This is a genomic window from Caballeronia sp., assembly GCF_028292365.1.
Lineage (GTDB): Bacteria > Pseudomonadota > Gammaproteobacteria > Burkholderiales > Burkholderiaceae > Caballeronia.
Genome location: NZ_JAQGMM010000557.1, coordinates 1 through 14,472, shown reverse-complemented (window position 1 = coordinate 14,472; position 14,472 = coordinate 1). Strand labels below are relative to the sequence as shown.

The 14,472-nt window shown below is 59.9% G+C and carries 12 protein-coding genes and 1 pseudogene; 7 read left to right on the top strand and 6 right to left on the bottom strand.

Annotated features, from left to right (window positions below; genetic code table 11):
• Positions 1–204: 204 nt before the first annotated feature.
• From JWR14_RS32830 to recG, 4 genes are all read right to left on the bottom strand, one after another.
• Positions 205–366, bottom strand: a complete 162-nt coding sequence (locus JWR14_RS32830) for a hypothetical protein (RefSeq protein WP_299717769.1) — start codon at positions 364–366, stop codon at positions 205–207.
• Positions 367–436: 70 nt separating this feature from the next.
• Positions 437–1,921: a catalase gene (locus JWR14_RS32825; protein WP_299717767.1), complete on the bottom strand. Its 1,485-nt coding sequence runs from the start codon at positions 1,919–1,921 to the stop codon at positions 437–439.
• A 359-nt stretch (positions 1,922–2,280) separates the two neighbouring features.
• A complete protein-coding gene (locus JWR14_RS32820) occupies positions 2,281–3,240 on the bottom strand; it encodes a hydrogen peroxide-inducible genes activator (protein WP_299717765.1) in 960 nt (319 codons plus the stop codon).
• Positions 3,241–3,421: 181 nt separating this feature from the next.
• Positions 3,422–5,662, bottom strand: a complete 2,241-nt coding sequence (gene recG, locus JWR14_RS32815) for an ATP-dependent DNA helicase RecG (protein ID WP_299717763.1) — start codon at positions 5,660–5,662, stop codon at positions 3,422–3,424.
• Positions 5,663–6,007: 345 nt separating this feature from the next.
• Here recG and queA point away from each other — a divergent pair, with 345 nt between their 5' ends.
• From queA to JWR14_RS32780, 7 genes are all read left to right on the top strand, one after another.
• The gene (gene queA, locus JWR14_RS32810; protein ID WP_299717761.1) at positions 6,008–7,060 is read left to right on the top strand and encodes a tRNA preQ1(34) S-adenosylmethionine ribosyltransferase-isomerase QueA; all 1,053 of its coding nucleotides are present in this window, start codon (positions 6,008–6,010) and stop codon (positions 7,058–7,060) included.
• Between the two features lie 125 nt (positions 7,061–7,185).
• Positions 7,186–8,373 (top strand): tRNA guanosine(34) transglycosylase Tgt, encoded by a 1,188-nt coding sequence (gene tgt / locus JWR14_RS32805; RefSeq protein ID WP_299717759.1) that lies wholly within the window; start codon positions 7,186–7,188, stop codon positions 8,371–8,373.
• Between the two features lie 228 nt (positions 8,374–8,601).
• Complete coding sequence (gene yajC / locus JWR14_RS32800; protein ID WP_231937357.1) at positions 8,602–8,868, top strand: preprotein translocase subunit YajC; 267 nt, start codon at positions 8,602–8,604, stop codon at positions 8,866–8,868.
• A 154-nt stretch (positions 8,869–9,022) separates the two neighbouring features.
• Positions 9,023–11,092, top strand: a complete 2,070-nt coding sequence (secD, locus tag JWR14_RS32795; protein WP_299717757.1) for a protein translocase subunit SecD — start codon at positions 9,023–9,025, stop codon at positions 11,090–11,092.
• Between the two features lie 17 nt (positions 11,093–11,109).
• Entirely contained in the window at positions 11,110–12,060 is a 951-nt protein-coding gene (secF, locus tag JWR14_RS32790; RefSeq protein WP_299717755.1) for a protein translocase subunit SecF, read from the top strand.
• Positions 12,061–12,264: 204 nt separating this feature from the next.
• Positions 12,265–12,543, top strand: a complete 279-nt coding sequence (locus JWR14_RS32785) for a BrnT family toxin (RefSeq protein WP_299717753.1) — start codon at positions 12,265–12,267, stop codon at positions 12,541–12,543.
• A gap of 46 nt (positions 12,544–12,589) precedes the next feature.
• Positions 12,590–12,847, top strand: a complete 258-nt coding sequence (locus tag JWR14_RS32780; RefSeq protein WP_299717751.1) for a BrnA antitoxin family protein — start codon at positions 12,590–12,592, stop codon at positions 12,845–12,847.
• Between the two features lie 45 nt (positions 12,848–12,892).
• On the opposite strand, the gene JWR14_RS32775 is transcribed toward JWR14_RS32780, so the two are convergent.
• The gene (locus tag JWR14_RS32775) at positions 12,893–14,167 is read right to left on the bottom strand and encodes an MFS transporter (RefSeq protein ID WP_299717749.1); all 1,275 of its coding nucleotides are present in this window, start codon (positions 14,165–14,167) and stop codon (positions 12,893–12,895) included.
• A 178-nt stretch (positions 14,168–14,345) separates the two neighbouring features.
• A pseudogene (locus tag JWR14_RS32770) lies at positions 14,346–14,472 on the bottom strand (polyisoprenoid-binding protein); the annotation flags it as partial.

The following is a 14,472-nucleotide window of genomic DNA, read 5'->3' as shown; positions in this document are numbered from 1 at the left end:
CCGATGTTCACAGCCGGTGATGCGATTTTCTTCGCCATAGTGACTCCGTGAGAGTGATACGAACAATGCGGGCCGCCCGGCCGATGCTGCTGCCGGGGCTGCCGAGCGTTCGTGAGTTTATCTTAGATAACGCAAAGCAACCCGCCATGGAGGCGGGCTGCAGAGGTTATCGGGGTGCGTCAGGACGACGCGCGGCGACAACAATCAGACCAGGCCGGCGCCATGCAATCCTTCGATAACCACCACCGCGTAACTCGCCGCGACGATGCCAAAACCGATCGCGAGCCGTACGCCGCGCGACGCATTGAGGCTCTTTACCTCAATGCTGCTTACCGCCCGTTCGAGTGTCATGATCGCTTGTGTCATCGTCGTTCTCCTTGAGTCCTGCATGTCAAATCGAAGGGGGACGCGTATTCCGAAACGCGTCCCGCTCCGCTTACTTCATTGCGGCTTCAGCGTCCGCGTCCACCGCTTCAACCTTCTGGCCCAACGCTGCGAGCGCCGCGACAACACCCGCCGCGTAAGCCGGATCGGCACGGCGGAAGTGCTCGATCTGCACCGCAACGATCTCGTTCGGCACGCCGAAAATGTGCCGCGCGATGTTGCCGAAGAAGCGCCGCTTTTGCGCGTCGTCGAAGAGGCGGAACAGCGCGCCCGGCTGGCTGTAGTAGTCGCCATCTTCACGATGGTCGTAACGTTCCACCGCGCCCGCCGCCAACGCCGGCTCGTTCACGCTCGCGTCCTGAGCGAAGTCGCCAAAGCGGTTCGGCTCGTAGTTCACGCGGCCACCGCTGTTGCCATCGACACGCATGCCGCCATCACGATGAAACGAGTTCTGCACGGCAGCCTTCGGCGCATTCACCGGAATCTGATGGTGATTGATGCCAAGACGATACCGATGTGCATCGCCATACGAGAACAAACGCCCTTGCAACAATCGATCCGGCGAGAAACCAATCCCCGGCACCACGTTCGCCGGCGTGAAAGCCGCCTGCTCGACATCGGCGAAATAGTTACCGGCGTTACGATTCAACTCGATCGTACCCACGTCGATCAGCGGGAAATCCTGGTGCGGCCACACCTTGGTGACATCGAACGGATTCATGCGATACGTCGCCGCTTCGGCTTCCGTCATTACCTGGATGCGGAAATTCCACTTCGGGAAATTGCCGCGATCGATGTTATCCACCAGATCACGCTGCGCGCTTTCACGATCGCTGCCAACTACTGCTGACGCTTCGGCATCGGTGAAATTCTGGAGCGGCTGCTGCGACTTGAAGTGGAACTTCACATAGAAGCGCTCGTTGTTCGCGTTGATGAACGAATACGTGTGCGAACCGAAACCATGCATCTGCCTGTAGCTCTTCGGAATGCCGCGATCGCTCATCAGGATGGTGACCTGATGCAACGATTCCGGATGCCGCGACCAAAAGTCCCACGCCGCCACGTTGCTGCGCATGTTGGTGTACGGATCGCGCTTTTGCGTATGAATGAAGTCAGGGAACTTCAACGGATCGCGGATGAAAAACACCGGCGTGTTGTTGCCGACCACGTCCCAGTTACCTTCTTCCGTGTAGAACTTGATAGAGAAACCACGGACATCGCGCTCGGCGTCAGCCGCGCCACGCTCGCCCGCGACCGTCGAGAAACGCATGAACAGCGGCGTTTGCTTGCCCACTTCCGCGAACACCCTGGCTTTCGTGAAGCGGGAGATATCGTGCGTGATCTTGAGCGTACCGAACGCGCCCGACCCCTTGGCGTGGACACGGCGCTCGGGAATCACTTCGCGGTCGAAATGCGCGAGCTTTTCGAGCAGCCAGAAATCCTGCAGCGCGATCGGACCACGCGGACCGGCGGTGACCGAGTTCTGGTTATCGCCGACTGGCGCGCCTGCTGCAGTGGTAAGGATGCGATTGGTCATCGAATACTCCGTGAAAATGTCTGGGGACGAAACGTTATGCCGGGGAAGCTCAGCAAGTGCGAGCGAAACGCGCTAGCACATCAACCACAACTCCCTTTGCTTCGCGAAATGTCGCAGTGAGTTGCGTGGCCTGGCGGGCGATCAGCGTCATGGCTTCCTCCGTGTTGTTCTGGTGAATCGGGTTCGATCCATGGAGGTGAGAATAGCAAAGACTATCTGATTATCGAATTCAATTAATTTAATCTATGCGATAGGCCAAGCGAATGTGAGACATGCGCGGTTTGGGAAAAGCGGAGAAATGGTGCCGGAATCCGCGCCCATGCTGGACGCGGTACAAGCTAAATCCAGCTAAGGCGGGATTAGTTGACGGCGGCGGGCAACTCTAGCCGCGTGACACCCGGGATATTGCAGGCGGCGATCGCGTCGCAGATGGCTTCGATAGCCGGCATCCGCGTGAAACTCTTGCGCCACGCCAGCACGACGCGACGATCGGGAACGGGATCCTCGAAAGGAACATAGCTGAGCAAGCCGGCATCCACTCCACCCGCGTGCGGTTTCACTTCCATCACCGACATCCGCGGCAGCACAGTAATGCCTACGCCACTCGCGACCATATGACGAATGGTTTCCAGCGATGACCCTTCAAAAGTCTTCTGGATTCCGTCCGCGTTCTGCGAAAAGCGCATCAGTTCGGGACACACGCCGAGCACGTGATCGCGGAAACAATGGCCGCTACCCAGCAGCAGCATGGTTTCCAGCTTCAGGTCGTCGGCATTGATCTTCGGGCGGTTTTCCCACGGATGGCCCGCCGGCATGGCAACAACAAAGGGTTCATCGAATAGCCCGCGCACCATCAGGCCCGTTTCCGGGAACGGCAGCGCCATGATGGCGACATCGATTTCGCCCTGCTTCAGCAGTTCGATCAGCTTAAGCGTGTAGTTTTCCTGCAGCATCAGCGGCATCTGCGGGACGCGCTTGATCATCTGCTTGACGAGCGTGGGCAACAAGTACGGCCCGATGGTGTAGATCACGCCCAAACGTAGCGGCCCGACCAGCGGATCCTTGCCCTGCTTGGCGATTTCCTTGATGGCGAGGGTTTGTTCCAGCACACGTTGCGCTTGGGTGACGATCTGTTCGCCGATCGGGGTAACGCTGACTTCACTCGTGCCGCGCTCGAAAATCTGCACGTTCAGTTCATCTTCCAGCTTTTTAATTGCTACCGACAAGGTCGGCTGACTCACGAAACACGCCTCGGCCGCACGGCCAAAATGCCGCTCGCGCGCCACCGCAACGATGTACTTCAATTCGGTTAAGGTCATTAGGGGCCAATCAGAGTCATTGAATCGATAGGATTTGACTTATACACCCGTCGGGGGGATTCGCCAACCCACGGTGGCTTTTGGAGTTCATGAAGGGGATTTCGTTCGCGCCCGAAGGGGAAATGTTTCGTTCTTGCTCCTGCGGGGGCGGCTCGAATCCGAAGGGAGAACCCCGCCCGCTTCAAGCTTTCAGATATTGCTCTCGTGCGCCCAGCCACCGCGCCAGATGGTCCGTGACCGCTTCGGGGAACTGCGCGAGCATCTGATCTGCGGCCGCTCGCGCCGGTTCAATCAGCCATCCATCGTTTTCCAGGCTCGCAAAACGCAGCATCGCCGCACCCGATTGGCGCGCGCCAAGGAACTCCCCAGGACCGCGAATCTCAAGGTCGCGACGGGCGATTTCGAAGCCATCGGTGGTCTCGCGCATCGTCTGCAAACGAGCACGCGCCGTCTGCGACAACGGCCCGGCATACATCAGCACGCACACGGAAGCCGCCGTGCCCCGCCCCACGCGGCCACGCAATTGGTGAAGCTGCGCCAGACCAAAACGCTCCGCATGTTCGATCACCATCAGCGATGCATTCGGCACGTCCACGCCCACTTCGATCACCGTCGTCGCGACCAGCAACTGGACCTCGGCGCGCGTGAATGCATCCATGACCGCGGCTTTCTCGGCCGGCGGCAAACGCCCATGCACAAGCCCAATGCGCAACTCCGGCAGCGCGGCGACAAGCGTCTCGTAGGTCTCCACCGCCGTCTGCAATTGCAAAGTCTCGCTTTCCTCAATCAGCGGACACACCCAATACACTTGCCGCCCAGTCAGCGCCGCCTCGCGCACGCGGGCAATCACCTCTTCCCGGCGGTTATCGGCGACTAGTTTGGTCAGGATGGGCGTACGGCCCGGCGGCAATTCATCGATAGTCGATACATCCAGATCCGCGTAATACGTCATGGCGAGCGTGCGCGGAATCGGCGTGGCCGACATCATCAGTTGATGCGGCTGGAAGTTGTGCACGCCATCGGCGGCGTTATGCGCCTTGGCTCGCAACGCCAGCCGCTGGGCAACACCGAACCGGTGCTGTTCATCGACGATCACAAATCCAAGGCGCGCGAATTCGACCGCTTCCTGAATGATCGCGTGCGTTCCAATCACAAGCTGCGCCGCGCCCGATGCCGCCGCTTCCAGCGCCGCGCGTTTTTCCTTCGCCTTCAGGCTGCCCGCGAGCCAAGCCACGGTCACGCCAAGCGGCTCGAGCCACGCACGCAGCTTGCGCGCGTGCTGCTCGGCAAGGATTTCAGTCGGTGCCATCAATGCGGCCTGATAACCCGCATCAATAGCTTGCGCAGCAGCAAGCGCCGCCACGATGGTCTTGCCGCTACCCACATCGCCCTGCAACAGACGCTGCATCGGGTGCGGCAACATGAGTTCGCCGGATATCTCCGCGCACACGCGTTCCTGCGCGCCGGTCAGCTTGAACGGCAGCGTAGCCAGGAACCGCGCGACCAGCGATTCGGGCACATCCTGTAACCGCGGCATAACCGGCGCGGCGCGCGTGCGGCGCTCCTCGTGCGCGCGCTTGAGCGACAACTGCTGCGCGAGCAATTCCTCGAACTTGATGCGCGTCCACGCCGGATGCGTGCCGTCGATCAACGCGTTTTCATCGGAATCAGCGTGCGGGTGATGCAACGTTTTCACGGCATCGAGCAACGCGGGCACGTTCAGCGGCTTTAGATGCGCCCGGGCAATTTTCTCCGGCAGCAACTCCGGCAGATGAACCCGCGACAACGCGCTGTCAATCGCCTTGCGCAAATACGCCTGCGATACGCCCGCCGTGCTCGGATACACCGGCGTCAAAGCTTGCGGCAGCGGCGTGTCTTCATCCACCGGTCGCACCGCCGGATGTACCATTTCCATGCCGAAAAAACCGCCGCGCACATCGCCGCGCACCCGCAAACGCACGCCGATCGCCATTTGCTTGACTTGCGAACCGTAGAAATTGAGGAAGCGCAGCGTGAGTTCGTCGCCCGCGTCGTCGTGGATCTTGACTAACAATTGGCGACGCGGCCGGTACGCGATCTCGTTGTCGAACACCACGCCTTCGGCCTGCGTGTTGTCGCCGGGAATCAGATGCGCGATCGGCGTAATGCTGGTTTCGTCTTCGTAACGCATCGGCAGATGCAGCACGAGATCGATATCGGATTTCAGACCGAGTTTGGCGAGTTTATCGACGGGTTTGGGCGGGGCAGCAGCCGGTTTCAACGGCTGGACCTTGTCCGAGGCTATTTCCAGGTTAGCGAGCGTCTTCACGCCGCCCGAGCGCGTACGTTTACGTTTTTGAACACGCGCACCGGGCTCACCGGCTGCATCGGGAGCGTCTTCTGCGTCGGGAGCAACGAGCAAACGGCGGTCGGACAAGGGCATCTAATCTCTTCAAAGTACAATATCGGCTTCGTTCGGCACGGCGATGCAGGCATCATCCGCTCGCCGCGCGGCACGCGTGGGTTCGTTACGGCGCCAGAACATGCGGCGGCAACGGGTTTTGCCTATCGGCCGGCACGCATTGGCTTGCTAGTGCATTTCGGAAACCCGGTCTGCAAGCCGCTTGATGGACGCGAAAGGCCGCTATTTGAAACCGTCGCAACGGTCAATCAACGAGCCCGTCCGCGACACCCAAATAAACCACCGAACCCGCGCCCACCCGCGCCGCCTTGCCCAGCGCCTGGCCAAACTAACGCGCGTTTCATCGCGCATCGACTTGCTTTCCCCATGTTCACGCTTTCTGACTTCGATTTTAATCTGCCGCCCGAGCTGATCGCGCAAACGGCGCTCGCCGAGCGCAGCGCGAGCCGTTTGCTCCACGTGGATAACCGCACCGCGACGGCCGTCTTTACCGATCGCCATTTCACCGAGTTGCCCAACCTGCTCGACCCCGGCGACCTGCTGGTGTTCAACGATACCAAAGTCCTGAAGGCACGGTTCCTCGGCCAAAAGGCCAGCGGTGGCCGTATCGAGGTGCTGATCGAGCGCCTGACGGGCGCAACCACTGCCCTGGCGCAGATCCGGGCCAGCAAAAGCCCGTTGCCCGGCACGAATCTCGTTCTCGCCGATGCCTTCGAAGTCACGGTCGGTGAGCGCGTGGAACCGTTCTACACGCTGCATTTCCCCGCCGATTGCCTGACGCTGATCGAGCAATATGGCCGCTTGCCGTTGCCGCCCTACATAGAACACGATCCCAATTCCTTCGATGAAACCCGCTACCAGACCGTCTACGCCGCGAACCCCGGCGCGGTCGCAGCGCCCACGGCGGGCCTGCACTTCGACCCGGCGCTTTTCGCGGCGCTCGACGCACGCGGCGTGGAGCGCGCAACGCTGACGCTGCACGTGGGCGCGGGCACGTTTCAGCCGGTGCGCGTGGAGAATCTCGCGGAACACAAGATGCATAGCGAGTGGTATCGGTTGCCGCAGGAACTGGCGGACAAGATCACGGCGACGAAAGCGCGGGGAAATCGGGTAATTGCAGTCGGCACGACTTCGCTGCGCGCGCTCGAAGCCGCCGCCCGTGACGCGGCCGTTGCGGGCCGGCCTCTCGCGGAAACGAGTGCCGAGACGGATATTTTCATCACGCCGGGGTATCAGTTCCGCGTGGTCGACCGGCTCGTGACGAACTTCCATTTGCCGAAATCGACGCTGATGATGCTGGTCTCGGCGTTCGCCGGCATGGACGCGATCCGCTCGGCGTATGCGCATGCGATTGAGGAACGGTATCGATTTTTCAGTTACGGCGACGCCATGTTGCTTACGCGGCAAACGGGGGCTTGAAGAACACCATCTGCAAGTAGGGCCCCAACGCAAGAACGATTGAACGCGCCACTCATAGCCGTGGCGCCCACGACCACCTTACCCATTTGCGCCGGACTGTTTTCCGGTGGCACAGGAGCTTTTGAATGACCGAATCAAGCAACACCGCCGATACGATCGACGCACCGGCTCGTCCGGAAAACGGCCTCAAATTCGAGCTGATCACCACCGATGGCCAAGCTCGACGCGGCCGCGTCACGTTAAACCACGGCGTAGTCGAAACACCGATCTTCATGCCGGTCGGCACGTACGGAACGGTCAAGGCCGTCGCACCGCGCGAGCTCGAGGAAATGAACGCGCAGATCATCCTCGGCAACACGTTCCACCTGTGGCTGCGCCCGGGACTGGAAACCATCGCGGCGCACGGCGGGTTGCATCGATTCATGAACTGGCAGCGTCCGATCCTCACCGACTCCGGCGGTTTTCAGGTCTTTTCGCTCGGCGATCTGCGCAAGATCACCGAGGATGGCGTCACGTTCGCGTCGCCCATCAATGGCGACAAGCTGTTTTTATCGCCGGAAATCTCGATGCAGATCCAGAAGGTTCTGAACTCGGACATCGTCATGCAGTTCGATGAGTGCACGCCATACGCCACCAACGACGTGCCCACGCCGCATCAGGACGCAGCCGATTCCATGCGCATGTCGATGCGCTGGGCCAAGCGTTCCGTCGATGAATTCGCCAAGGGTGAAAATCCGAACGCGCTATTCGGCATCGTGCAAGGCGGCATGTTCGAGGACTTGCGCGACGAGTCGCTGGCGGGTCTTGCCGACATTGGTTTCCACGGCTTCGCGATCGGCGGCTTGTCCGTCGGCGAACCGAAGGAAGACATGATGCGCGTGCTGGAACACATCGGCCCGAAGCTTCCCGCCGACAAACCACATTACCTGATGGGCGTGGGCACGCCGGAAGACCTGGTGGCGGGCGTGGCGTCGGGCGTCGACATGTTCGACTGCGTGATGCCGACCCGTAACGCACGCAACGGCTGGCTGTTCACGCGTTTCGGCGACGTCAAGATCCGCAACGCTGCGCACAAGAACTCGCTCAAGCCACTCGACGAAACCTGCGGCTGCTACACCTGTCGCAACTTCACGCGCGGTTACCTGCATCACTTGCACCGCGTGGGCGAAATTCTCGGCTCGCAACTCAACACAATTCACAACCTGCACTACTACCTGCAGCTCATGCAGGAGATCCGCGATTCGATCGAAAATCACGCGTTTGACGCATTCGTGAAGCAGTTTAGAGAGGATCGGGCGCGTGGAATTGACTGACCGGATGGCTAACGTCCGACCATTGAACCGGCCGTCCGCCGAAGAAACATTACAATTGCTTTACGCAACGCTTTAACAGCTTGATCACAAAGCGCATTCCGCGCTTGGCTTGCGTAGCCCGGTGATAGAATAGCGGGCTAATTTTCTGATCGTTATAACGGAGAGACCGACGTGGATTTCATTTCAAAAGCATTCGGCGGCGGCGCAGATGGCGCCCAGTCGAGCATCATGAGTTTTTTGCCGCTCATTTTGATGTTTGCAGTGCTGTATTTCATCATGATTCGTCCGCAAATGAAGCGTCAGAAGGAACATCGCAATATGCTGTCTGCCATGGCAAAAGGCGATGAAGTAGTAACGAACGGCGGTATTGTCGGTAAGGTCACGAAGGTGACGGATGCGTACGTTGGCGTCGAAATCTCGGAAGGTACGGAAATTACCATCCAGAAGGCTGCTGTCACGACGATCCTCCCGAAAGGCACGATCAAGTCGCTCTAAGGCCAATTTCTCGCGTCCGGCGCGGCCAGCGTGAGCCGGCCTGCGTGGCCCAGCCTCAGTGGCGCGGCTCCCGTGGCCCCCGCGGCCAGTTGCCCGCCCATCGCCGGACGCATCGCGTACCCCTCCTCGCCAACTTTCTTGTTCGGCCATCCCCATGAATCGCTACCCACTTTGGAAATATGCCGTGATGCTGGTGGCGCTAGTCATCGGCCTCGTCTATACACTGCCCAATTTTTTCGGCGAAGCGCCGGCGGTGCAGGTATCGAGCGGCAAGGCAACGGTCAAGCTGGATTCAGCAACGCTTGCCAACATCGAAAGCGCGCTGGCCGCCGACAAGGTGACGCCGGATGAAGTGACGTTCGACAATTCGTCGTTGAACGCCAACATCCGTGTGCGCCTGAAAGACACCGACACGCAATTGCGCGTGAAGGATCTGTTGCAGAAAACGCTCAACAGCGACCCGAACGATCCGCAATACGTGGTCGCGCTGAATCTGCAGGCAGCCTCTCCGCGCTGGCTGAGTGCGTTGCACGCGCTGCCCATGTACCTCGGCCTCGATTTGCGCGGCGGTGTCCACTTCCTGTTGCAAGTTGACATGGCGGGCGCGCTGAACAAGAAGCTCGACTCGAACGCCGCGGACGCTCGCGCGCTGTTACGCGATAAAAACATCCGCGATGGCGGTGTGAATCGTGTGAATCAGTCAGTCGTGATGAATTTCGCCGACAAGGCAGCAGCCGATGCCGCGCGCACCACGCTCTCCTCTGGCCTGAGCGAATTGCAATGGGCAACGAATCCGGGCGGTGATGGTTACCAGGTAATCGGCACGTTCACGCCGGCGGCGCAAAAGGCGGCGGAAGACGGCGCGCTCAAGCAGAACATCGTCACACTGCATAACCGCGTGAACGAACTCGGCGTGGCCGAGCCGGTGATCCAGCAACAAGGCTCCGACCGCATCGTGGTCGAATTGCCGGGTGTGCAGGACACGGCGAAGGCAAAGGACATCATCGGCCGCACGGCGACGCTTGAAGCCCGCCTCGCCGATCCGACCAACACCCATCCCGGTCCGAACGACCCGGTTCCTCCCGGGGACGAACTCTTCACGCAGGGCAATACCGGCCCGACGCTCGTGAGAAAGCAGGTGATCTTTACGGGCGACCGGATCATCGACGCATCGGCGGGCTTCGATGAACATCAACGTCCGTCGGTGAACATTCGCCTGGACGCGGCCGGTGGCCGTGCGGTGAGCAGCGTGTCGCGCGACAACATCGGCAAGCCGATGGCCATGATCCTGTTCGAAAAGGGCAAGGGCGAAGTGCTGACGGTCGCGACCATCCAGTCCGAACTCGGCGACCGATTCCAGATCACCGGCCAGCCGTCACCGCAAGCAGCCGCCGACCTGGCCCTGCTGCTGCGCGCCGGCTCGCTCGCAGCGCCCATGGACATCATCGAAGAACGCACGATTGGTCCGAGCCTGGGCGCGGACAACATCAGGAAGGGCTTCGATTCCGTGCAGTACGGTTTCGCCGCGATCGCGGTCTTCATGATCGCGTACTACATGCTGTTCGGCCTCATCTCCATGTTGTCGCTCTCGGTGAATTTGTTGCTGCTGGTCGCCATTCTCTCGATGCTGCAAGCCACGCTGACGCTGCCGGGCATTGCAGCTATTGCACTCGCCCTCGGTATGGCAATCGACGCGAACGTGCTGATCAACGAACGGATCCGCGAGGAACTGCGTCACGGCGCGCCGCCGCAGCTTGCTATCCAGAATGGCTTCGCGCATGCATGGGCCACGATTGTTGACTCGAACGTGACCACGCTTATCGCCGGTATGGCACTGCTGGCGTTCGGCTCAGGTCCCGTGCGCGGCTTCGCGGTTGTGCACGTCATCGGCATCCTGACTTCCATGTTCTCGGCCGTGTTCTTCTCGCGCGGTCTCGTGAATCTCTGGTACGGCGGCAAGAAGAAACTGCAGTCGCTTGCTATTGGTCAAGTCTGGCGTCCGGCAGGCAGCGACACGGCTGCGGCCACCGCTGCTTATCTCGCAAACGAGCGTGGCGACGAAACCGCTGTCGATCAAGTCGTGCTGCCTTCTGCACGCCCCAAAGCACCGGTTCCGACCCGTTCGCAAAAGCAGGCCGCGCCTCCCGTGCGCACCGGCAAGCCGGTTGTGCGTCGTCGCTCGGGTCCTGGTATTGAACCGAAAAAACCCGGCTCGTCCAACTGAGTCCCGGAGAATAAATCATGGAATTCTTTCGTATTCGCCGCGACTTACCGCTGATGCAGCGCGCGTTGATCTTCAACGCAATCTCGCTCATCACGTTTCTCGCGGCTGTGTTTTTCCTCGTGCATCGTGGGCTGCATCTGTCGGTGGAGTTCACCGGCGGGACGGTGGTGGAAGTGCAATATCCGCAAGCCGTACCACTTGAACCGGTACGTGGCACGTTGGGCGCGCTCGGTTATCCCGATGCTCAGGTGCAGAACTTCGGCACGTCACGTGATGTACTGATTCGCCTGCCGTTGAAGCAGGGTTTGACGTCGGCGCAGCAGAGCGATCAGGTGATGGCCGCGTTGAAGAACCAGGACGCGCAGGTGCAGTTGCAGCGCGTTGAGTTCGTGGGTCCGCAGGTCGGTAAAGAGCTCGTGACCAACGGCTTGCTCGCGCTGGCGTGCGTGGTGATCGGTATCGTGATCTACCTGTCTTTCCGCTTCGAATGGAAATATGCGGTGGCCGGCGTGATCGCCAACTTGCACGACGTGGTGATCATTCTTGGCTTCTTCGCGTTCTTCCAGTGGGAGTTTTCGCTCTCCGTGCTGGCCGCCATTCTCGCGGTGCTCGGGTATTCGGTGAACGAGTCGGTTGTTATCTTCGACCGGATTCGTGAAACCTTCCGCAAGCAACGCAAGATGACGGTGGTCGAGGTGATCAACCACGCCATTACCAGCACGATGTCGCGAACCATCATCACCCACGGTTGTACGGAAATGATGGTGCTGTCCATGTTCCTGTTCGGCGGAGCGACGCTGCATTACTTCGCGCTGGCGCTGACGGTCGGGATCTTGTTCGGTATCTACTCGTCGGTGTTCGTCGCCGCCGCGCTGGCTATGTGGCTGGGTGTGAAGCGTGAAGATCTGGTGAAGGACAAGAAGCCGAAATACGATCCCACCGATCCGAATGCAGGCGCAGAGGTTTGATAGCAGGCGTCAGGATGTGACGTTCGAACGCTGGAATTCAGGGTTCAGCAAGTTGAAAGGCCGATTCTCGCGAATCGGCCTTTTTTGCTTTTGAGCCTTCAATTGCAACATTTCGTGGATGGGGTCGTCTGCTCGCTCAGCGCGCGCGGCAAATTAACCCTAATCTCGTACATTGTATGTACAATCGTAAATACAGGTGGTCGCATGCAATTCGAATGGGACGAAGTGAAGAATCGGAGCAACATCCGCAAGCACGGCATCGACTTCACCGACGCAGTCGAAATTTTCAAGCATACGGTGTTGACCGCCGCGGACGGCAGGGAAGACTTTGACGAGGATCGCTGGATTGCAGTCGGATGGATGCAGTTGATCGTTGCCGTAGTCGTCTATGTCGAGCGCAGCGGCGACACCGTCCGGATCATCTCGGCGCGCAAAGCCACCCGGCCCGAAATAAAGCGCTATGGACAAGCGCTTGTACATTGAACCGCTTTACTGCCGCCTCGCGGCAACAAAGGTAGGAGCACACACCATGAGCAAAGCCTCGAAAACGGATTGGAAACGCCTGGAAGCCATGCCGGATTCCAGCATCGACACAAGCGAGATGCCCGAACTGAGCGACGACTTCTTCCAGCGCGCCGAACTGCACACGCCGCCCAAGCAAGCGGTAACCATGCGCCTGGATGCTGACGTCCTGGCCTGGTTCAAGGAACAAGGCCAGGGGTACCAGACGCGGATCAACAAGCTTCTGCGCGCCTACATGCTCGCGCAGCAAAAGCAGCACTTTTAAAACCATGGGGCGACGGCTACGTGCGGATAAGCCCGCACAAAACTGTCAGTTGAATCCAAGCCGTTTGCGCGCCGCCATCAACGCGACCAGGCTTATTACTGCGGCGAAAATCAAATAGAAGCTGGGCGCGGCTTTCGATCCCGTCGATGCAATCAGCCACGTGATGATGAACGGCCCGAATCCGCCGAATACCGTGACCGCGATGTTATAAGCCAGCGACATCCCGGTTGTGCGCGTGGCAACCGGAAACATCTCCGATAACAACCCCGGCAACGCCGCAAAATACCCGGTCATCAACACGCCGAGCACCGCTTGAACGACCAGCAACGTGCCGAAGGTCGGATGGCCAACGAGCCAGGTGAACAGCGGATAGATCAATACGAGCAACAGTACCGCCGAGATCAGCATGATGCGCGTGCGGCCGTGGGTATCGGAGAGATGACCTACGAATGGTGAGAGCACCATCTGGATTGCGCCCGTGAGCAGGATGGCCGTGAACGCCACCGATGGCGCAAGCCCCAACTGCCGGATTGCATACGTCGGCATGAAGAGCACGAGATAGGTCGCCACCGTGCCCAGCACCACCGTTCCAATGGCGATCAGCAAGCGTTCCTTGTTCGCCGCGAAGGTGTCGCGCAAAGGGGTGGTCGTAGTAACCGCGGCAAGGAATTCCGGCGTTTCATCGAGACGAGTGCGGATGTAGTACGCCACCGGTCCGATCAGCAAGCCGAAAATAAACGGCACACGCCAGCCCCATGAACTCATCTGTTCCGGCGACAGGTTGCCGGTCAGCACCACGCCAAATATCGCTGCCAGGAGTGTGGTCAAGCCTTGGCTTGCGACCTGCCAGCTCGCGAAGAAACCACGTCGGCCAGGAACGTGTTCGGCGAGGAACGCCGTCGCGCTGCCAAACTCTCCGCCGGCCGAAAAGCCCTGCATCAAGCGCGCGAGCACCAGGATCAACGGCGCGGCAACCCCGATGGCCGAGTACGTGGGCAACACGGCGATGATGAACGTGCCCATCATCATCAACAAGATAGACAGCGTGAGCGCGGCCTTGCGCCCTGCCCGATCGGCATATGCGCCAAGCACGATGGCCCCTAGCGGCCGCATGAAAAACGATACGCCGAACGTGCCGAGCGTCAGCAGGATGGACACCGAGTCGTTGCCCGACGGGAAGAACAATTTCGAGATAACGACCGCGAAGAACCCATAGACCACGAGGTCGAACCATTCGAGCGCGTTGCCTATGGACGCTGCCACCACCGCGCGCCACGCGGCCGGGCGGATGATCGGTACTGCTACGGGCGTACTGCTCATGCATTTCTCCATGTCTTGTCGGTATGACGGGCTGTCGGCCAAAGCGCAAACGCTGCCGACTGTGCCACACCGAAATCCGGATCGTAATGCTCGCAATACCCGGGGGCGAAAAAAAACCGCTTCGGTCAGAAGCGGTTTTCTTATTCAGCAGGAACGAACCAGCGGGAAAGATTCCGGCTTACTGCTTCACGCCTTCGGCCTGAATATGCAGCGTCGTCTTCATCTTGAAGCCGTATGCCTTGCCGTAGTCCACGCCGAAGTCACCGCGATCAAACGTAGCCGTCGATTCCGTGCCGCACACTTCC